Source organism: Lactiplantibacillus nangangensis (assembly GCF_005405065.1).
Lineage (GTDB): Bacteria > Bacillota > Bacilli > Lactobacillales > Lactobacillaceae > Lactiplantibacillus > Lactiplantibacillus nangangensis.
The window spans coordinates 1-21,100 of the sequence record NZ_BJDI01000009.1; the positions used below are offsets into that span (position 1 = coordinate 1).

Annotated in this window: 16 protein-coding genes; 3 read left to right on the forward strand and 13 right to left on the reverse strand. The window is 45.3% G+C overall.

Translation table 11 applies throughout. The features are described 5' to 3' along the window. Positions 1–551 precede the first annotated feature (551 nt). From lysS to pth, 12 genes are all read right to left on the reverse strand, one after another. Complete coding sequence (gene lysS / locus FFM70_RS08420; RefSeq protein ID WP_137616413.1) at positions 552–2,051, reverse strand: lysine--tRNA ligase; 1,500 nt, start codon at positions 2,049–2,051, stop codon at positions 552–554. Between the two features lie 106 nt (positions 2,052–2,157). Next, the gene (gene dusB / locus FFM70_RS08425; RefSeq protein ID WP_137616528.1) at positions 2,158–3,177 is read right to left on the reverse strand and encodes a tRNA dihydrouridine synthase DusB; all 1,020 of its coding nucleotides are present in this window, start codon (positions 3,175–3,177) and stop codon (positions 2,158–2,160) included. Next, positions 3,170–4,057: an Hsp33 family molecular chaperone HslO gene (gene hslO, locus FFM70_RS08430; RefSeq protein WP_137616414.1), complete on the reverse strand. Its 888-nt coding sequence runs from the start codon at positions 4,055–4,057 to the stop codon at positions 3,170–3,172. The genes dusB and hslO overlap by 8 nt, the downstream gene beginning before the upstream one ends. Before the next feature lie 90 nt (positions 4,058–4,147). After that, positions 4,148–6,319, reverse strand: a complete 2,172-nt coding sequence (gene ftsH, locus FFM70_RS08435; RefSeq protein ID WP_137616415.1) for an ATP-dependent zinc metalloprotease FtsH — start codon at positions 6,317–6,319, stop codon at positions 4,148–4,150. Between the two features lie 96 nt (positions 6,320–6,415). Then, entirely contained in the window at positions 6,416–6,958 is a 543-nt protein-coding gene (gene hpt / locus FFM70_RS08440) for a hypoxanthine phosphoribosyltransferase (RefSeq protein WP_137607792.1), read from the reverse strand. Continuing rightward, on the reverse strand, positions 6,955–8,331 hold the full coding sequence (tilS, locus tag FFM70_RS08445; protein WP_137616416.1) for a tRNA lysidine(34) synthetase TilS: 1,377 nt from the start codon (positions 8,329–8,331) through the stop codon (positions 6,955–6,957). Before tilS ends, hpt begins: the two co-directional genes overlap by 4 nt. Before the next feature lie 478 nt (positions 8,332–8,809). Next, positions 8,810–9,352, reverse strand: coding sequence for a S1 domain-containing RNA-binding protein (locus tag FFM70_RS08450; RefSeq protein WP_137616417.1), 543 nt, complete (start codon positions 9,350–9,352; stop codon positions 8,810–8,812). 124 nt (positions 9,353–9,476) lie between these two features. Then, positions 9,477–9,875, reverse strand: coding sequence for an FtsB family cell division protein (locus FFM70_RS08455; RefSeq protein WP_137616418.1), 399 nt, complete (start codon positions 9,873–9,875; stop codon positions 9,477–9,479). Positions 9,876–10,007: 132 nt separating this feature from the next. Continuing rightward, positions 10,008–10,289: an RNA-binding S4 domain-containing protein gene (locus FFM70_RS08460; protein ID WP_171002343.1), complete on the reverse strand. Its 282-nt coding sequence runs from the start codon at positions 10,287–10,289 to the stop codon at positions 10,008–10,010. A 2-nt stretch (positions 10,290–10,291) separates the two neighbouring features. Beyond that, a complete protein-coding gene (locus FFM70_RS08465; RefSeq protein WP_137616420.1) occupies positions 10,292–11,896 on the reverse strand; it encodes a polysaccharide biosynthesis protein in 1,605 nt (534 codons plus the stop codon). Between the two features lie 23 nt (positions 11,897–11,919). After that, positions 11,920–15,450: a transcription-repair coupling factor gene (gene mfd, locus FFM70_RS08470; protein ID WP_137616421.1), complete on the reverse strand. Its 3,531-nt coding sequence runs from the start codon at positions 15,448–15,450 to the stop codon at positions 11,920–11,922. Between the two features lie 18 nt (positions 15,451–15,468). Further along, positions 15,469–16,026, reverse strand: a complete 558-nt coding sequence (gene pth / locus FFM70_RS08475; protein WP_137616422.1) for an aminoacyl-tRNA hydrolase — start codon at positions 16,024–16,026, stop codon at positions 15,469–15,471. Positions 16,027–17,225: 1,199 nt separating this feature from the next. On the opposite strand from pth, the gene FFM70_RS08480 reads away from it, so the two are divergent. From FFM70_RS08480 to cbpA, 3 genes are all read left to right on the forward strand, one after another. Next, on the forward strand, positions 17,226–18,188 hold the full coding sequence (locus FFM70_RS08480) for an L-lactate dehydrogenase (protein ID WP_137616423.1): 963 nt from the start codon (positions 17,226–17,228) through the stop codon (positions 18,186–18,188). Positions 18,189–18,339: 151 nt separating this feature from the next. After that, on the forward strand, positions 18,340–19,734 hold the full coding sequence (locus FFM70_RS08485) for a L,D-transpeptidase family protein (protein WP_137616424.1): 1,395 nt from the start codon (positions 18,340–18,342) through the stop codon (positions 19,732–19,734). Positions 19,735–19,887: 153 nt separating this feature from the next. Next, complete coding sequence (cbpA, locus tag FFM70_RS08490; protein WP_137616425.1) at positions 19,888–20,526, forward strand: cyclic di-AMP binding protein CbpA; 639 nt, start codon at positions 19,888–19,890, stop codon at positions 20,524–20,526. Between the two features lie 60 nt (positions 20,527–20,586). Here the strand turns inward: cbpA and FFM70_RS08495 are convergent, their stop codons facing one another. Then, entirely contained in the window at positions 20,587–21,096 is a 510-nt protein-coding gene (locus tag FFM70_RS08495) for a QueT transporter family protein (RefSeq protein ID WP_137616426.1), read from the reverse strand. Positions 21,097–21,100 lie beyond the last annotated feature (4 nt).

A 21,100-nucleotide genomic window follows, 5' to 3' on the forward strand; every position in this document is an offset into this window, starting at 1 on the left:
ACAATCTCGAAGATTGCTAGACCCTACACATTTGATTTGTCGAAACTTTGTTCAGTTTTCAAAGGTCTAATTTGTTGAGTTGATTACCTCAACGCAACTTAATCATCATACCAAGTTGATAACAACTTGTCAACAACTTTTTATAAATGATTTTCGTTGAAGGCTTGCGGCTAACCGCTTTGTGCGCCTCAACAACGTATACTAATTTACCAATTATCCAGACAGATTGCAAGCCCTAAATCGCAAAAAGAACCAGTCAATATTGTCATGTCCACATTGTCATTTTTATAATGTACGGAAGTTAGTAATTTTCAGTCTTTGTCACGTCCAAAACAATCGTATTTCAAGTTGATACAGTCAATAATACTGGATAATTTAGATTCTGTGACAGGGAATTGTTCGTTTTAAAAAGATTTAAACTTTTTTGAGAAAAAGCCTAAAATCATCGATTTCGAAGTTGGAATTGTCGCTACAGCTGCAGTTAGCATCCTTTAAAACAAAAGACTGATTCAAAATTAGTCGAAACTAATTTTGAATCAGTCTTAGAATAACTATTTATCTTCTTCTGGACGCATCGTTGGGAACAATAACACGTCGCGAATTGAATCAGCATCCGTCATCAACATGACTAAGCGATCAATCCCAATCCCTAAACCACCAGTAGGCGGCATCCCATATTCCAAAGCTTCCACGAAGTCTTCGTCAATATGTTCAGCTTCATCGTTACCAGCAGTCCGTTCAGCAGCCTGGGCTTCAAACCGTTGCCGTTGATCGATTGGATCATTCAATTCACTAAACGCATTGGCGTATTCATTACCAAGAATGAACAATTCAAACCGGTCAGTGAAGCGTGGGTCTTTTTCATTCTTCTTAGCTAATGGCGAAATTTCAACTGGATGTCCATAGATAAACGTTGGTTCATTTAAGGTGTCTTCAACAAATTCTTCGAAGAACGCATTAATGATATGGCCAACCTTCCAATATGGTTCATATTTAACATGGTGTTCATCAGCTAACTTCCGAGCATCATCTAATGACATTGGTTGCCAGAAATCAATCCCAGTCTGGGCCTTGATCGCGTCAACCATGTGAATCTGCTTAAATGGCTTATTCAAATCAACTGTTTGACCATGATAAGTGATAATGCCATCATCAGTCACAGCTTTAGCAGCTGCTTTGAAAATACCTTCAGTTTCCGCCATGACATCATGGAAATCAAAGTAAGCAACATAGCTTTCCAACATGGTAAATTCAGGGTTATGTTCACGGTCCATCCCTTCATTACGGAAAACTCGACCAATTTCATAAACCTTTTCCATACCCCCAACGATCAGGCGCTTTAAATGTAATTCCAAAGCAATCCGTAAGTAGAGGTCGATGTTTAAGGCATTGTGATGTGTAATAAATGGCCGTGCTGAGGCACCACCCGCTTGATTATGCAGCATTGGTGTTTCAACTTCGATGAAGTCGTTACTATCTAAATGATGCCGAATTGCTGAAATAATCTTCGTCCGCTTTAAGAAACGGTCAAAACTATCCCGGTTAGAGATTAAGTCCAAATAACGTTGACGATAGATTTGCTCCACATTTTGCAAGCCGTGGAATTTATCTGGTAATGGACGCAAGGCCTTCGATAAAAAGGTGACATCCGTTGCTTTAATCGTCAATTCGCCAGAATCAGTCTTGAAGACTTCCCCAGTGATCCCAATAAAGTCACCAATATCAGAACGTTTGAACACGTGATAGACGTCTTCGCCGACCACATCTTTACGAACATATAACTGCATCTTGCCTGAACGGTCCCAGAGGTCAGCAAAAGAAACCTTCCCTTTACCCCGCTTAGCCAACATCCGGCCAGCAATTGTTGCTGTAACTTTCTTTGCTTCTAGGTCATCTTTATCCATTTCACCGTATTTCTCGGTCAAATCTTCGGCTAAATCAGTCCGTTCGAACCGATGGCCAAAAGGATCGATACCCTCTTCGCGTAATTCATTCATCTTTTCACGACGAACCTTAAGTTGGTCGTTCATCGTTTGTTCTTGTCGTGCCACTAGTGTTCCTCCATTTCCAGTTAGCCTATCTCATTTCTGAAATATCACTAAACAATCACTACATGTTAATTTTGACAATCAGGGCCTAAAAAAGCAAGGGAATTCTTCACTTTACCGGTCGACTCGCTAAATAAGTTGCCAATTGTGTCGCGAATTGGTCGATTAGCGTGATCATCTCACTTGACGACCTTGTTTCCATTAAAGCGACTTTAGTCCGCGCAGACCGTGGGATGCCCTTTAAATAGTACGGCACCTGTTCACGAAAAGCCTGACTACCTTGCTGTTCACCTTTCAATGCCACTAATCGCGTTAAATGCTCTTTGGCAATCGTTAGCTTAGTTAAAGGAGATGGCAATGGTAGCAGTTCTCCCGTCGCCAAATAATGCGTCGTTTGGGTCAGAAGCCAAGGATTGCCTTCAACCGCACGTCCCATCATCACAGCAGTTGCCCCAACTTCTGTCAGCATGCGCGCCGCATCTTGTGGCGTCCGCACATCGCCGTTCCCCATCAATGGAATGGTCACAGCGTCCGCGACCCGCTTTAAGATTTCCCAATCAGCCTCGCCGCGATACCCCTGTTGGCGGGTCCGACCATGCATTGCAATTGCCGCCGCACCAGCTCGTTCAGCAGCCCGGGCATTTTCAACCGCATACAAATGGTCCTGATCCCAGCCAGTCCGCATTTTAACAGTGACTGGTTTCGCGACCGCTGCGGTAACGGCTGCGACCATCTCATAAACTTTATCTGGATCTAATAACCATTTGGCTCCAGCATCCGTCCGTGTCACCTTATTTACTGGGCAACCCATATTAATATCAATAATATCAGCCGTCGTCTGTTGGTCCACAAATCGCGCAGCTTGTACCAAGGTCTCTTTAGAACCCCCGTAGATTTGAACACTCATCGGATGTTCTTGTGGATCAACAAATAGCATATCAAGCGTTTTCTGATTCTGATACATGATTCCCTTGTCTGAAATCATCTCACAGACCACTAAGCCAGCACCAAAATTTTTGCAGATGACTCGAAAGGCCGCATTAGTTACACCAGCCATCGGCGCCACTACGACCCGATTTGGAATCGTCACGGCACCAATTTGCCACTTGCCACTTAACTGACTAGGCATCGCCATGTGAACGACTTAAAACCGCTTGTAATTCAGGCACCGTAAATTGATACTTATTCCCACAAAAATGGCAAACTGCTTCCGCACCTTGGTCTTCATCGATCATCGCTTGGACTTCATGCTTAGGCAAGGCCATTAAAGATTCGGCAAAACGCTCTTTCGAACAGTCACACTCAAATTTAACCGGCATGTTGTCGAGCACTTTGACATCACCATCAAATAGCAAGTTCAAAATATCTTCAGGAGTCTTGCCATCACGCAATAATTGCGAGACTAACGGTAAGTCTTTCAATTTACCTTCTAAGGAACTGATAGCTTCATCCGTCGCATTAGGGAGCACCTGAACCAAGAAACCACCAGCAACGCCAATGGTATTGTCTTCATTGACAAAGACGGATAAACCAACTGCTGAAGGAATCTGTTCTGATTGCGCCAAATAATACGTGAAATCTTCGCCAAGTTCGCCCGAGACCAATGGCACTTGACCCGTGAAAGGATCGCCAACACCTTGTGACTTTGTGACTGCTAAAAAGCCATTAGTCCCAACCGCTGCTTTGACATCGATCTTATGCTTTTCGTTCAATGGTAAATGCACATGGGGGTTCTGTAGATAGCCTTTAACGGTCCCCTTAGCATTACCATCGACCACGATACCACCAACTGGACCGTTACCATTGATTTTAACGGTGAGTTGTTCGTCCCCTTTTAACACTGAAGAAGCCAGTAACAAAGTTCCAACTAAACTCCGCCCAAGCGCAGCCGAGGCCGCACTCCAAGTATCATGCCGACGTTGGGCTTCCGCCACAATCCCAGTCGCATTCACAGCGTAGGCTCGAAACATTTCGTTGCCCGCCACACTTTTAACTAAATAATCTGCCATCAATATGCTCCTATCTCTGTTTTACTTTCGATTAATCATAACGCATAAAAAGAGCCGAGACAAAGTCTCAGCTCTTTTAGTCATTTCTGATTAAGCTTGACTGTCAGAATCATCCGCAGATGACGCTGCACTATCAGCTTCACTAACCGCGCTCGTCACACTTGTGGCTGAGTCAGCTTCGCTCGTTGCGATTGAAGTTGCTTCAGAACCAGCAGCAGATTCACTTGGGAAAGTGGTTTCACTGTCTGCATCCGTAGTTTTAGCTTGAGCAGTTGCTTGCTTTTCAGCTTCGCGACGTTCAAGTTCACGTTTAGATTCTTCGAAGGAGGCCGCTTTTTCGCTAGGAAATTCGCTTCCTGTCTTTTCAGGCATCTTCCCAGTATTAAATAAACTGAGAATTTGCTTTTCATCCAACGTTTCATACTTCAGTAAGGCTTCCGCAATCAACTTATGTTGTTCACGGTGTGATTGAATAATATCTGTCGCAGTTTGGTGAGCTTCCTCTGCCAAACGACGAACTTCATCATCAATTAATTGAGCCGTATGTTGTGAGAAGGCACTAGCGCCCATGCCTTGTTGATAAGCAGCTTGTTGGTTGGCGTTTTCTAGCTCAACAGGACCAAGTTTTTCACTCATCCCATATTGAGTGACCATCGCACGCGCAATTTGAGTTGCTTGTTCGAAGTCATTAGAAGCACCAGACGATTGTGCATCGAAGATCACTTCTTCAGCTGCACGACCACCCATTAAACCAGCCATCTGTTCCTTGGCATCACGTTTTGACATCAACATTTGATCTTCACGTGGCAACATGATGGCGTAACCGCCAGCACGACCCCGTGGAACGATCGTAACTTTATGCACGACCCGCGCATCATTCAAGACTAACCCAACGATCGTATGTCCAGCTTCATGGTAAGCCACGGTTTCCCGTTCATGCTTGCTGACAACCCGATCATGTTTAGCAGGTCCGGCGATAACCCGGTCTTCGGCTTCATCTAAGTCCGAAGCTTCGACTTGTTTCTTATTACGACGGGCAGCGAGTAAGGCCGCTTCGTTCAATAAGTTTTCCAAATCAGCCCCAACGAACCCAGGTGTTTGCTTGGCAATTTCTTTCAAATCAACATCCGCTGCTAAAGGTTTATTCTTAGCATGGACTTTCAAAATGGCTTCCCGACCCTTAACGTCTGGACGACCAACTAAGATCTTCCGGTCAAAACGACCTGGACGTAACAAGGCAGGATCCAAAACATCGGAACGGTTGGTAGCCGCCATGACGATAACACCTTCGTTACCCGTGAACCCATCCATTTCAACCAATAATTGGTTTAAGGTTTGTTCACGTTCATCATGACCGCCGCCCATGCCGTTACCACGTTGCCGACCAACCGCATCAATTTCATCAATAAAGATGATTGATGGGGCATTCTTCTTGGCTTGTTCAAACAAGTCCCGAACACGACTAGCCCCGACCCCGACGAACATTTCAACGAAGTCTGAACCAGAGATTGAGAAGAATGGCACGCCCGCTTCACCAGCGACCGCTTTGGCCAATAACGTTTTACCAGTACCCGGAGGCCCCTCGAGCAAGACACCCGATGGGATCCGTGCGCCTAAGGAAACAAACTTACGCGGATCTTTCAAGAATTCGACAACTTCGACCAATTCTTGTTTTTCCTCTTCTTCACCGGCAACATCTGAGAAACGAACTTTGTTTTGCTTACTATCGGCTGGTTTAGCCTTCGTCTTACCAAAGTTCATGACCCGGTTGTTCCCGCCACCTTGACCAGCTTGTCCCATCATCATATAGAATAGGAACACAAACAAGATCAATGGCGCGATATACATCAATAACGTGACCCAGATACCGCTAGATTCTTCAGCTTTCGCCGTTAATTTAACGTTCTTCTTGGCTGCTAACTTAGAAACTTGATCGACCGTCGAGTTGTTTTCCAACATCGTGGTTGAGAAAGCCGTTGTCTTGCTAGACGAGCTGTTGATTCCCAACGCATTAGTTGTCGAAACTTTTTGCGCTTTCCGATATTGACCAGTCACCTTGTAGACGCCGCCACTAGGCTGGATGCTAACGTTTTTGACGTTATCCTTGTCTAATTGTTTGACAAATTCGCTATAGCGGATATTTTGGGTTTGTGAGCTGGAATTATTTCCAAAGAAGAAGTAAATAATCCCCATTAAGCTTAAAAAGATCAAAATATAAAATAAGCTATTACGAAAGAGTCCATTGCGTCGATTGTTGTTCATATGTGCCTCCTTCATCGAAACTTTTATAACCTATTAAAAGCACGGTACTATTCTTCGATAGTCTAAATAATAGCACATTTGACTATCATTGACCAATTATTTATGCTCGTAAATTGCTGGCTTCAAGATTCCAACGTAAGGAAGGTTCCGATAGCGTTCTGCATAATCTAAGCCGTAGCCGACCACAAATTCATTTGGCACTTCAAACCCGATATAATCAGCCTTAATATCAACTAGTCGACCAGCTGGTTTGTCCAGCAAGGTGCAGACTTTGACCGACTTCACATTCCGCCGCTTCAAAAGATCCACCATGAATTTCAAAGTTCGACCCGTATCAATGATGTCTTCGATCACTAACACGTCGCGACCTTCAACATCATCATCCAGATCCTTCGTTAATTGGACTTCACCACTCGAAATGGTTTCGTTCCCGTAACTGGATAAATTGATAAAATCTAAATCAGCATAAACATCCATTTCCCGGATAATATCCGTGGTAAATAAGACGGCACCCTTGAGTACACAAATAATTAATGGATTTTTATCAGCATATTCCGCTGTTAATTCCTGACCCAATTTCTGCGCAACCTGATGGATATCCTCGCGACTATAAAGTACTCGTTCAATGTCGTTGTTCATCGTTTCAGATGTACTCCTTTCAACTCCGTATGTTTTAAGGCTAAAAATACTGTTTGCGACTTCGCCATGTTTGGATCGCGGTAACTAAACTTATGACCCACTAACCACAACACCGTTCCGTGAGCAGTTACTAACACCATTGCCCCCGCGCGCTCAGCGGCTGGCACCTTTTGATCGATTAAAATCCGGCGAATCAATTGCCGACCGCCATTTTTTAACGTTAAGTCATCGCCGGGTTGCCAAGGCCGTAAACACAACGGTAAGTCACTCGTCAGTAATGGAAATGGCTGACTTGTTCCCGTTGGCGCGGTGTTAAAAACACCCACTGATTGGGTCGCAGTAATTTTCTGCCATTGATTTAAGTCTACCATAATTTTTTCAATGGGCCTTAACTTTTTGACCCTTTTTTTAACAGGTAAAACGTCAACCATACCAGCAACTTTCACCAATTCAAGCGTGGCGTTCAATTGCATGCGGGTTGTCCTGGATTCTGACTGAAGCGCCCAATGAAAGCTGGGACCAAGCTTGGTCTCACTGATCAATTGTTGTCCCCGCTGCTGCAACCAACCCTGGAACACGGCCAGCCGCCACTGACTGGGCAATTTTAGCAAGCGCTTGAGAACTAGTTGTTGCCCCACCTGAACCTGAGGCAACAATGTCGCCACCATTTGCGCCTTAGCGTTAAGTAAGGTTGTCAATTGTTGTTCATACGCGGCAATATGCGGCAAGAATTCTGGGTTCACGCGCATTAACTCTGGAACGACTCGCTGACGCAACCGATTACGCGTCAGCGTCACGTCTGAATTAGTCACATCTTCATAGTAAGTTAATTGTCGTTCGGTCGCATACTGGCGTAACTGTTGTTTGGCAAATGGCAGCAACGGCCGAACTAATTGTCCCGTCGCAAATGGCCGACTCGCCTGAATGCCACGCAACTGAGCCAAGTCGCCACCGCGGGCCAGTTTCATCAAATACGTCTCCGCCTGATCATTAGCATGGTGCGCGGTTAAGATGGCCGCTGCCTGAGTATCTGTCAGCACGGACGCAAAGAAGTCGTAACGAAATTGACGGCCCGCCGCTTCAATGCCAGTAGCCGGGTGATCTGCCGCCAACCAATCGGCCACTTTTAGCGTGACGGGTCGGCTAGCACAATACTCCGTGAGAAAGGCAGCTTCTTCAGTCGATTGGGCCCGCAAATGATGATTGACATGCGCCACAACAAGTTGCGGCCGTTGCTGAACTGGCACCCGTAACAGCAAATCGAGCAACACCATCGAATCCACGCCAGTTGAAACAGCGACGACGACCGTCTTAGTCGGTGTCAACAAGTGTTGGGCCGCTAATTCCCGATTAAATTGTTGGATCAGCGTCATCACTGACAACTCCTTTCATAATAAGTACACTGCCTGAATCTTCTGTTTCACACTGGCTTTCAAGGTACAACCATTCAGTAACCAGCGTCAAGTAGTGTCAGTTAAATTCTCAACTAACACTTAATCTGATATTTTTTTAAGCCAATTTAGCCGAGAGGTTGGGCATTTTTAGGGCTCAGTGGTGAAATTTGACTTAGTTGGCGGTGGTTTACCGGCGACTTAGTCAAAGGCCGGCTTGTGAGACCGCTTTTTGGCTCACAACCGCGCCCACCACGTTCCAGCCTTAAAAATGCCCAACCGGTAGGCGGCAATCACCGGCTACCTGGTTTTGACTTGTCGGTCTTGGCCTGCCAAATGATAACTAAAAAAACACCCGTGCAGACCACAAAAGTCTCGCACGGGTGCTTGAATTTAACTAAATTAAATGGCGAGTAGCATGATGCTTCAGCCTGAAACCGCTGACTAAGACAAAAGGTGCTTAGCTGCGACGACCGCCACGGCCACCACGCTTGCCTTCAGTGTTACGTTTCAATGTTGCTAAGCGATCTTCACTATCCTTCAAGAAGCCAGACATCAATGAATCAAAGTCATCCTTCTTAGGTTCGTGTTGCCGTGATTGGAAACGGCCGCCGCCGTTACCACCACGACCATGGAAATTGCTTGAGCGATGGTTGCCACCACCGTTACTTTGGTGTTCATTGTGTTCAGAACGACCATGATTATTGCCTTGATGGTTGTTACCACCTTGATGGCTATTGTTATGATGTTCGTGTTCACCTTGCGGATGATCAACGGCCTTACGAATCGAAAGACCAATCTTACCATCATTACCAACTGATAACACTTTGACGGTCACTTCATCGCCAACACTCAAAACATCATGGATGTCTTTAACAAATCCATCGGAAACTTCACTGATGTGCACCAGCCCCGTTTGATTGTTACCCAGGTTCACGAACGCACCAAAATTAGTGATCCCAGAAACTTTACCAGTGACTTTCGTACCTACTTCAATTGCCATAAAAAAAGTTGTTCCTCCTATGAAATAATGGTTTTAGTATAGCATACTTTGTGAAATGTTGAGTTAAATTTTCACGGGTCCTATCGAAAATGGTCTACCTTCAAATAACCGCAACGAATAGTGATTAATTAGCAGTTACATCCGCCGCGTTGTCATTTGGTAAGCTATAAACCGTTTCGCCACTCTTCGTATAATCATACTTCGACCGCAATAATTTCTGGAGATAATCCTGATTATTGAGCTGTTTGATTTGGCTATCGAGCTTGGCATTTTTCCGCTGTTCCTGTTTCAAATTAACCTGACTTGTCGCAACCTGACGATTGACCTGACTCAAACTTGCACGCGTGTTGATCAACTGATATCCGAAAAATAATAATAACGCCCCAAAAATTGCCACGATCAAGATAAACCGGCGTCGCCGCACTTGGCTGACTCGTTCCGAATAACCATGTTTGTTTGACGCCACTTGTCGTGAATAGTCATTATTCAACTGTTTGACATTATTGCGTGACCCGTTTGTCATGTCCTGCCAGTCCTTTCAAATTGTGTTGACTAAATTATAACAACTTCAACCGGTGGTGTAAACGACATCATGATGATTAGACCAATGCTTACAGCCATTTCAATGGACCATCTGATTTTTTAAGTCAGCGAACTAATCGCTAAATGGTTGGCGATAATCTGTTTTATAGTCTTCGCTCACGATGTCATACATCAATTCAGCGTCATTTTTCTTAGTCGTTTCCAGCAATTGGTTGATCTTGATGGTCAAGGTCTTATTTCCAAAACCAATGATCAATTCATCACCAACACTGACGTTACTAGACGATTTGGCTACCTTGCCGTTGATCTGAATCCGCCCTTTGTCGGCGATTTCTTTAGCGACTGTCCGCCGTTTAATAATTCGTGATACTTTCAAAAACTTATCTAAACGCATACTCATGAATGATGTTCCTTTCCTTTTAACACTGATTTCATTAAACGCTTGCCATACGGGAGTACTAACCACTCACGGATCGTAAATAACCGCATCGCGACCGCTCCCGCGACAAACACCACGACCCCAACAATGACGCCAACTAACGTAATAATCCCGGTCATGCCACGATTAGCCGCCATGGTTGGTCCAACTAGGGCTTGAATTTCGTGGCTCGTCAATAAGACGACCACGCCCATCAAACCGCTGACAAATAATAATTTGACTAAATAGCCACTTTCTAATAACACTTGTTGTAAATCTTCCGGTGAACCGACCCACATCACGGCAAACATGACACCCAAGCTGGCAACTGTCGCCAGACTGGCCCCATTTATCCCGAAATGCACGACCATTAAATAGTTCAGGCCGATCTTAGTCGCCAAACCGGCAATAATCCCAACGATCATCGCCGTGTATTGATCCAAGCTCTGCAAAACACTCGTATAAGTCGTAATGAGCGCCGCAAATAAAATACTGAAAACGTACACGCGTAACGCAGTCGTGCCTTCCATCGAGCCAAACAACAGACGATTGATCTGTGGCATTAGCGCCACTAACCCAACCGTGGCCGCCATCGACAACGCCAAACTCACATGGACCATCGCGCGGGTGTGGCGTTTAAATTCAATGAATTGCCGTTTCGCTAGGGCATTCGTCAAAGCTGGCAAGAGTGTCGCTGAGAATGACGTCGCCACCACTAAGCCGAGTTGGACCAGTGGTTGACCACGGTCATAGACTCCTTTGATTGATTTAGCAATCTCAATCGGTTGGCCTTGACGCACGAGCCCCCGCATGACTGAAAATGAATCAATTAATTGTAATAAGATGACGACGGCCGCTACGAGGCAGAGCGTGCCACCTTCGACAATAAAGCGATGCGCCAATTTTCGATAACTTGGTAACGGATGCGTCGCTGCTGGAGCTGGCGCCAATAAATGTCGCAACCCAAAGCTGGCAAAAATCACTGAGGAGCAGACTGCCGCAATAGCCGCCGAGCTCATGGCCCAAGCACCCATGTGATAGTCGTCCCAGCCACGGTGCAAGCTAAAGTAGGCCGCCATGAGAATGACGCCAACCCGCACCGTTTGCTCAATTAACTGTGAAACTGCTGTCGGTCCCATTAGGAATTGACCTTGATAATACCCACGGCCAGTCGCTAACCACGGCATAAACACGAACATCCACGCGACGGCGCCGATGATGGGGGCTAACTTGATATCCCCCATCCGCATCGCAATCCAATTGGCCCCCAACTGCAAGGTCAAAAAGATCAGCAACGACAAAACACTTAAAATGTGGAACACGCGCCGTGTGACTAATGATTTACTCGTTTCGTCCGGCTGTTCCGCCACTAGTTTTGAAATGAAAGTTGGAAACCCATTCAGTGCAAAGGTCATGCCAATCCCATAGATGGGATAAATCTGTTGATAAACGTAAAAACCGGTGTTGCCCACCATATTTTGAAATGGAATCCGATAGACCGCGCTTAGAATTTTCGCCACTAAGGACGAAATTGAAAGAATCATGGCCCCCCGGAACATGGTGTTCAAGTGATCTTTTGGCATAACTATTCCCTTCTACCGATGACTTACTTATTCGGTGTCGCCGCTTCGGCTGGGGCCAATACCGCACCCAACTGTTGTACGAATAACGTCAGCTGTTCTAGCCAAGCTGACTCGGACATTTTCGGCTGAATCACTAATTTAACCTTCATTTTATCATCATCAATGCCAACTGTCGCTCGTAATTTGGTTTTTGCCAAAGCCTTAAAGATATCTTTAGTCTCTAACTTAGCGGTGCCTTGCTTCGATAAGGTTAAATGTAAGTCGCTATCAAGTCGTTGGATCTTTTCAATCAGCGCGTCATCTGATAACAGTTTTAGCTTACCAACTGCCAACAATCCCGCCACTGCTGCGGGATAATCGCCGAAACGATCGATCAAGTCGGCTTGGACTTCCAAGAATTGATCGTTATTTTCTAACTGACGAATTCGTTTGTAAATTTCAATTTTTTGCCGTTCGTCTTCAATATAAGTCGATGGCAAGTAAGCTTCGATGCCCAATTCAATCGTCGCATCCGTCTTAACTTTCGCTTGCTTACCCCGCTTCTTCGCCACAGCTTCCGACAACATCTGGGTATAGAGATCATACCCAACGGAGTCGATAAAACCATGTTGCTGCTTTCCAAGTAAGTTTCCGGCCCCACGAATGGAGAGATCCCGCATCGCAATTTTGAAGCCAGACCCTAATTCGGTGAAGTCTTTGATGGCTTGGAGCCGCTTTTCACCGACTTCGGTCAACACTTTATTTTGTTGATACGTGAAGTACGCGTATGCGACCCGACTACTTCGACCAATTCGACCACGTAATTGATACAACTGTGATAAGCCCATGTGGTCGGCATTTTCAACAAACAGCGTATTGACGTTCGGAATATCGACCCCGGTTTCAATAATCGTGGTCGTGACCAAGACATCGTATTCGCCACGAATAAAGTCGTATAGCACACCTTCGAGTTGTGATTCGGGCATCTGACCATCAATATGTGCCACGGCGGCATCTGGGACTAAGTCTTTGATTTGCGCCACAACTTTATCGATATCATGCACACGGTTATGCAAGTAGAAGACTTGACCGTTACGTTGCATTTCCCGTTCGATGCCTTCCTTGACCATGCCGAAGTTTTGTTCCATGACATAGGTTTGGATCGGATAGCGGTTCGTCGGTGGTGTTTCGATCACGGACAAATCCCGCACGCCTAGCATCGACATATGCAAGGTCCGCGGAATAGGTGTCGCCGTTAAGGTTAAGACATCCACACTAGCCTTCATTTCCTTTAGCCGTTCCTTGTGCTTGACCCCAAACCGTTGTTCCTCATCAATAATCAGCAGGCCTAAGTCCGCAAATTTCACATCTTTTGATAAGAGGCGATGCGTCCCTACGACAATATCTAAATCACCGTCTTTTAATTGTTTGACGGTTTCTTTCATTTCTTTCCCGGTTCGGAACCGGGAGAGCATCCCAACATTGATTGGATACCCTTCGAAGCGGTTCAGCATCGTTTCATAATGTTGTTGCGCCAAAATGGTCGTCGGCACTAAGAAAGCAACTTGTTTACCGGCTTCGATTGCCTTAAAGGCCGCCCGTAACGCGACCTCCGTTTTCCCATAGCCAACGTCACCAACTAAGAGGCGATCCATTGGTTTAGGCCGTTCCATATCATGCTTGATTTCGTCGATACTTCGCAATTGGTCTGGCGTTTCTGGATAAGGAAAGTCGTTATCAAAGTCTTGCTGATAACTATCGTCCGGTGGAAATGGGAACCCTTTTTCAGCTTCGCGTTGCGCATAGAGTTCAACAAGTTCGTCCGCAATGTCTTCAATTTTGGCAGCAACTTTGCGCTTAGCCTTGGTCCATTCAGTTCCACCTAATTTGTTAATATGCGGTGTTTTTGACTCTGACGAAACGTATTTCTGAACTAAATTCAGTTGCGTGACGGGGATGAAAATTTTCGCATTATTTTGATAAGCAATCGTAATGTAATCTTGATGGACGCCATCTACTTCCAGCGTCTGCATCCCGACGTATTTCCCAATCCCATGATTAACGTGGACCACAAAATCGCCGGGCTTCAAATCGGTATAGCTCTTCAAACGTTCCGCGTTGGCTAAAGTTTGGCGGCGGGGACGCTTCTTTGCAACCTTTTTGAACATTTCCTGTTCGGTCACAATGACAAGTTGACCATCGGGAAATTCAAACCCATTTTGTAAACTGCCCTGTACAATCTGGACGACCCCTGGCTGTAAATTTTCAGCTTTTGTCATGGTCGCATCGATTTCGAAATCATCTAATGTATTGCTAACTTTCGTTAACCGCTCTGCTTCTGAAACCATCAAAACCACGGTTTGTTTTAATTTATGCCAACGGTCCAACTCGGTCTTCAAGGCAGGTAACTGCCCAAAGAATTCTTGCATCGACCGTGTGCGCACATTCGTAATTTGGGCGAGCCGCACATTCCCAATCCCTTTTTGGAATAATGACACGAGCACTTGGGCATGCCCATCCGCCTTCAACAAATCACGCATATCATTACCATAATTAGCCGTTGATAAAACTTTGTGATGCGCCAATTGATCCGTGATCCAATCAGCTTCACTTTGTAACAGCTGTTGTTCACTATCTAAGATTCGCGAATACTCGTCGAAAACGACGACCCCGTCCGTTGGAACGTAATCAAAGAGACTCGTTTTACTACTATAGAAATATTCGCCATATAGGAGTAAATCATTCCCAATGATCCCTTTTTGCATATCTGATAATGGCTGGGCTAAGTTGTCTGCCAACGTTTGGCGATCGGCCACTTTCAGCTTTTTACTTTCAGCTGCCATCGCCTCGGTTAACCGTTCTGCCCCGGCAGCCATCATCGCCTTCGTTAAAATAAAATCAGTCGCCGGTAATACCGTGAACGTTTCAAGATTGTCCACAGAACGTTGTGTCTCGGGATCAAAATACTTCAGAGTATCGATCTCCGTGTCAAATAGGTCCAAACGAATTGGGTAATCGGCATCTAACGGATAGATATCGACGATCGAGCCCCGCACGGCAAAGTCCCCTGGCCGTGCGACCAATTTTTCTTTGACGTAACCCATATCGTGCAACTGCACTTGTAACTTTTCCAAATCGACTTCATGCCCAACCGTTAACGGCAGTCGTGAAGCTTTAAAACTGTCAACTGGTGGCAAGAAACGCCGCGCACCAGATACCGACGTTACCACGATGGCGGGTTGGTCACTGAGCAACGCATTCAACGCTTGTACCCGTTGTGCGCGATATTCTGGCGAACTGGTGGCAATTTCAGACGCGACCATTTCTTCGGCTGGAAATAAGAAAACTTGATCTTCAGTCAACAAACTATTCAAATCATCGACCATTTGGCTCGCATGAAAGAGGTTATCCGTCACGATCAATAATGAATGCGTGAGTTGATGGAATAACGCACTCACATAAACTGTCCGTGCTGAGCCATTTAACCCCGTAATTAACTGACGACTAGCTGGACTGATGCCCGCTAAGATCGTTTGAAAATCCGGCGTTTGTTCAACAATCGCTTCAATATCCATAGCGACTTTTCCCTCCCATCAATTATATTGATTCATCAATGCCGCAAAATCATCCGTTGCCAACCACGCTTCGATCGCAGCGACCGCCGTAATCTTAGCGTCATTAAACAATGGTAATTGGGCCGGCGTAAACTTACCAAGCACGTAATCGACCACACTCATTTTTTGCGGGTGTTCGATACCTACTTTGACCCGTTTAAACTGTTGATCGCCAACGTGCGCGATAATGCTCTTAATCCCGTTATGACCGCCGGCGGAACCTTTTTGTTTTAGACGAACTTTGCCAAGTGGGAGGTCCAAATCATCATGAACGACTAATAAGTCGCTTGGATCGATGTTGTAATACGTCATCAATGGCCCAACTGCGCGACCGGAATCATTCATATAAGTCGATGGCTTCACAATCAAGATTTTTTCACCAGCCACAAAAGCCGTCGCAACTTCGGCTTCAAACTTAGTAGTTTGAAAGTCCGCATTGAGCTTTGCGGCAATTTCATCCACAACCATAAAACCGACATTATGCCGGGTTTGCGCATATTTCTGACCAATATTTCCTAAACCAACAATCATTTTCATTTTAAGCTTTAACTCCCATAGTCCCGTTGACATGCAAAACAGGCCGAACCAGATTCAAACTGATTCGGCAGCATTACTTGCACGGTTAATTAACATTTTTAGTTTTAGATGCGGCCGGTTGCTTGCCACTCCGGTTAGCCTGCGTGGTGACCACATTTTTAGTTCAATCAGTATACCACAAACCGGCCTGCAATACCTATTTGAAGCGCCTGCTGGTAAGCGATTTATGGACTAGCAGATTGCGCTTAATTGCCGCCTACCGGTCGGTTCGTTTAGGGCTGGAACGCTGTGAATCGTTTTTGAGCCAAAAGGCGGTCTCAAAAGCCGATTTTTGACTAACCGCGGCAACCCACCGCGCTAAGTCAAATGCCACGGCTGAGCCCTAAACAACCCGACCTCACGGCGATGTTAACTGGACTATTTTGAAACTGGCATCAAACACTAAATCTTGATAACACAATTAAAGGCAGAAAGTTGTGTTAATGCCACTATGTAGTAATCAAACAATGGTGCTAATCAATGCTTACCGAATCATACCGGGACAAATCAACTCACTTGCTTGATTCAGCCCAAACAATCACACAAATCAACTAGATTATTCAAAGTATGCCAATATACGAAAATTAGCAACAAAACAATCACTTGAAACTTCAATACCAATCAAGCCATTATTGCTCTTACTAGTTTCAGAGTGGTTACACAGCAATCACTCATGACATTAGTGATTTAAGCTTTCCAACAATTGAACAGCTAGTACAGCCGAGAGGTCATGTTCATTTAGGGCTCAGTGGTGAAATTTTACTTAGCAGGCGGTGGGTTTCCGACTGGTTAGTAAAAGGTTGGCTTTCGAGACCGCCTTTTGGCTCGAAAACGGCCCACCACGTTCCAGCCCTAAATGAACGTGACCGGTAGGCGGCAACCACCCACTATCTAATAGCACTCTTCGAGACCGTTTTTTGGCTTGGAAACGGCCCACCACGTTCCAGCCCTAAATGAACGTGACCGGTAGGCGATAACCACCCACTATCTAACAATTTTCATTGTGTAAGCTTACGTCCAACAATATGACCATTTCAAGCCTTGGTAAGCTTAATGATACTTCCATTAAAAGCACAGTCGTTTTAGCGACTTGGCAAGGATAATCATGGTATACTCAAATCGTTGAAAAACAAATTTTCGTTATGAGAGGATGACTTATTTTGTCAAGCATGCCAAATCATCAAAAAGTTGTGTTAGTTGGAGACGGCGCCGTTGGTTCTAGTTACGCTTTCGCCATGGCACAACAAGGAATTGCTGAAGAATTTGTAATTGTCGATGTCGTTAAAGATCGGACTAAGGGTGATGCCTTAGATCTTGAAGATGCCCAAGCTTTCACCGCTCCCAAGAAGATTTACTCTGGCGAATACGCCGATTGTAAAGACGCTGATTTAGTTGTGATTACTGCAGGTGCCCCACAAAAGCCTGGTGAATCACGTTTAGACTTAGTGAACAAGAACTTAAACATTCTGTCTTCAATCGTTAAACCAGTTGTCGACTCCGGTTTCAACGGCATTTTCTTAGTTGCCGCTAACCCCGTTGACATTTTGACTTATGCCACTTGGAAGTTCTCTGGCTTCCCTAAGGAACGCGTTATCGGTTCCGGAACTTCCCTCGATTCAGCTCGTTTACGGGTCGCGTTAGGGAAACAATTTAATGTGGACCCTCGCTCCGTTGATGCTTACATCATGGGCGAACATGGGGACTCTGAATTTGCAGCCTACTCAACTGCCACGATTGGGACACGCCCAGTTAAGGATATCGCCAAGGAACAAGGCGTTTCTGACGAAGACTTAGCACAATTAGAAGATGGCGTTCGTAACAAAGCTTACGACATCATCAACTTAAAGGGAGCCACTTTCTACGGTATCGGGACTGCGCTAATGCGCATCTCGAAGGCCATCTTACGTGATGAAAATGCGGTCTTACCAATTGGTGCCTACATGGATGGCCAATATGGCTTGAATGACATTTATATCGGGACACCTGCTGTAATTGGTGCCAGTGGTTTGAAACAAATCATTGAATCCCCACTTTCAGCCGATGAATTACAAAAAATGCAAGACTCCGCCGCAACTTTGAAAAAAGTTTTAAACGACGGTTTAGCTGCTTTGGAAAACAAGTAATCAAGCTTAAATCATTTGTGGCACTTACTGGGAATACCGGTAAGTGCTTTTTTAGGTTGATGCTAACTTAGGCGACAAGGAATTTGCACTTACCAACGAAGTGTTATAAGGTGAAACCATCATGACACACATTTTCGGGGGTTAATTAAAAATGAAACACAAACGCAGCCTAGGCATTGCTGGGGGCATCGTCGGTCTAATCGCCGTCGGTTACATTGCCACTAGTTTAGTTTGGCAGCAACAACGAACCTTTCTAGCAAACACGCAAGTTGCTGGCGTTAATGTCAGTGGTCAGACCGTGTCCCAAGCCGCACCAAAAGTTAGTCATGCACTGGAAAACCGGAACTATCACATTATTGAAAATGGTAAAAAGCTCTATTCCTTTAATAGCAAGTCAGCCGGCATCACGATTAACACTAAAAATGAGCTAACACAGTTAGTTAACCATCAAAATTATTGGCGCTGGCCGTTAACTTTAATGCAGTCGGCGAATGCGGCCGAAACGACAACGACTGGTCAATTGCATATCAGTCAAACAAATTTGAACCACCTGCTCGCGCAAATCACCCAGACCGCTGATCAAACCAAGCGGACACACACTGAGAATGCCAAACTGGTTTATCAAAATGACCAAGTTGAGATCAAAAAAGAAGTGCTCGGAACTGAACTCAGTCAAGCTAAATTGAAAACCGTCGTTAGTCAAGCACTCGCGACCGGCCAATCAACGATTGCGTTAAAAAAAGCTTACGTGACGCCAACCGTGACTAGCACTAGTAAGTCACTCAAGACAGCCCAAGCGAGCGCCGCAAAGTACGCGACCGAAAAGGCCAGCTATAATATCAATGGGCATAAATTTATGATTCCACATGATACTATTTTGAGTTGGGTTAAAGTTGATTCCGCTGGCAAGGTTCAATTGGACGATGCGGCCATCAAAGCTTACGTCAACCAGTTGAATGATAAGTATCATACTTATCACACCACTCGGACTTTCAAAAGTACACAACGCGGCACGGTTAAAATCAGCGGTGGCCTTTACGGTTGGTCTATCCAGACCGACGCCGAAGCTAAGGCACTAGCTAAAGAGATTCTAGCTGGTAAAGACTTCGAGCGTTCACCGCTCATTAATGGCTCTGGTTATCACAATGATCAAAAAGATATCGGCGACACTTACATTGAAGTCGACAAGCAGTCTCAACACATGTGGGTCTACGTCAATGGTAAGGTCAAAGTTTCAACCGACGTTGTGACTGGATCACCTGGTAAGCACGCCACGACAACCGGTGTTTGGAGCGTCTGGAGCAAGCAGCGTAACAGCACTTTAAAGGGCGACAATGATGACGGTTCAAGCTATTCGCAACCCGTTGCCTACTGGATGCCATTCGACGATACTGGCCAGGGCATTCACGATTCACCTTGGCAAAAACAATACGGTGGCACCTGGTATAAGTCACACGGCTCGCATGGTTGTGTGAATACCCCACCTGCTGAAGTCGCCAAAGTTTATAATGCGATTCCGGTTGGCACGCCAGTCGTTATTTTCTAATTTAAATTTAATTTAAGAAGTCAGTAATTCCAAGCGAATTGCTGGCTTTTTTGATAGAACGGCGGCAACCCCGCGCATAAAACGTTCCTCTCCGTCGGCTTTTTATGGTATCATTTATTAAAACAAACTAATAAATCTGGGGGATCATTCGATATGTTATTAAAAACTCTCGTTAAACCTAAAGAACGTTTAACTACGGTGAACGCCGATGCCACTTTAGCAGAAGCCTTACAAGTGCTTGAAGATTCTGGCTTCCGTTGTGTGCCGATTTTAGACGAAACTGGGCACATCTTCCGTGGTAACATTTATAAAATGCACATTTATCGGCATAAGTCACGGGGCGGCGACATGTCTTTGCCTGTCACGACACTCTTAAAAAATGCCACTAAGACGATTCAAGTCGATTCAGCTTTCTTTAACGTCTTTTTCTCAATCAAAGATTTGCCATACATCGCTGTTTTAGACGAACATGGCTATTTCTACGGTATCTTGACGCATACGCGTTTGTTAGACATGCTGTCACAATCTTGGAACGTGAACGTCGGCAGTTACGTGTTGACGGTCGTTTCAATTGGAGAACGTGGCGATTTGGCTGCCATGGCTAAGATCATTACAAAATACACCTCGATTGCGGGCTGTTTGACGTTGGACGTTCAAAACGGCACGCTTGGTCACCGGACGCTCTTCACCTTACCTGAAGACGTCGACACCGAAAAACTCAAGCGCATTACCGACAACTTGAACCGTAAACAATTTAAAGTCATCGAAGTTGAAGACTTACAAACTGAATAAGCTGCAAAAAGCCACCAACAAACGAAATTACCGTTTGTGGTGGTTTTTTTGACTAAAACGTTATTTGCCAATCCGTTCGCTGAATCGTAACACGCGATTCAAGCCGTACATAATTGGTGCCGTAATAGACATAATGATTAATTCTGATAAAGCAGTCGTTAAGTACGTTGGCCAAAAGGCGGTTGCCCCGCCGACGAGCATCAGCATCCACGCAATCATGCACATCGATAACGTGAACAAGATGATGTTTAAAACCATTCGTTGCCAAACGGCTTTTAGCTTTGGACCAATCCAACTCACCAGCAACAAGGCTAGTAGTGATTGCCCCCCACCGAAGACGACATTTAAGAGACTCGCCCCGGGACCAAAGGCGTCGAATAGTACGACCCCGGCCACGATGCCCCAAATATATTTCCGGTTAAAGACAACTAAATGGTTCAAGCCTTCCGAAACTCGGAATTGAATCGCGCCTGAAGCTAAATTAAACGCCGCTGGACCGACCGATAAGACGATATAAATTGCCGCGACTAAAGCGTTAATAATCCACGGCCGAATTTTTGATTGCGTCATTGAA

Excerpts from the sequence above, each read along its gene's own strand:
- FFM70_RS08495 (WP_137616426.1), bottom strand. The coding sequence starts at position 21,096 with ATGACGCAATCAAAAATTCGGCCGTGGATTATTAACGCTTTAGTCGCG.
- dusB (WP_137616528.1), bottom strand. The coding sequence starts at position 3,177 with ATGCCTAGTCAGTTAAGTGGCAAGTGGCAAATTGGTGCCGTGACGATT.
- FFM70_RS08455 (WP_137616418.1), bottom strand. The coding sequence starts at position 9,875 with ATGACAAACGGGTCACGCAATAATGTCAAACAGTTGAATAATGACTAT.
- tilS (WP_137616416.1), bottom strand. The coding sequence starts at position 8,331 with ATGACGCTGATCCAACAATTTAATCGGGAATTAGCGGCCCAACACTTG.
- pth (WP_137616422.1), bottom strand. The coding sequence starts at position 16,026 with ATGAAAATGATTGTTGGTTTAGGAAATATTGGTCAGAAATATGCGCAA.
- cbpA (WP_137616425.1), top strand. The coding sequence starts at position 19,888 with ATGTTATTAAAAACTCTCGTTAAACCTAAAGAACGTTTAACTACGGTG.
- hslO (WP_137616414.1), bottom strand. The coding sequence starts at position 4,057 with ATGGCAGATTATTTAGTTAAAAGTGTGGCGGGCAACGAAATGTTTCGA.
- mfd (WP_137616421.1), bottom strand. The coding sequence starts at position 15,450 with ATGGATATTGAAGCGATTGTTGAACAAACGCCGGATTTTCAAACGATC.
- FFM70_RS08465 (WP_137616420.1), bottom strand. The coding sequence starts at position 11,896 with ATGCCAAAAGATCACTTGAACACCATGTTCCGGGGGGCCATGATTCTT.
- hpt (WP_137607792.1), bottom strand. The coding sequence starts at position 6,958 with ATGAACAACGACATTGAACGAGTACTTTATAGTCGCGAGGATATCCAT.
- FFM70_RS08460 (WP_171002343.1), bottom strand. The coding sequence starts at position 10,289 with ATGCGTTTAGATAAGTTTTTGAAAGTATCACGAATTATTAAACGGCGG.
- ftsH (WP_137616415.1), bottom strand. The coding sequence starts at position 6,319 with ATGAACAACAATCGACGCAATGGACTCTTTCGTAATAGCTTATTTTAT.
- FFM70_RS08485 (WP_137616424.1), top strand. The coding sequence starts at position 18,340 with ATGAAACACAAACGCAGCCTAGGCATTGCTGGGGGCATCGTCGGTCTA.
- FFM70_RS08450 (WP_137616417.1), bottom strand. The coding sequence starts at position 9,352 with ATGGCAATTGAAGTAGGTACGAAAGTCACTGGTAAAGTTTCTGGGATC.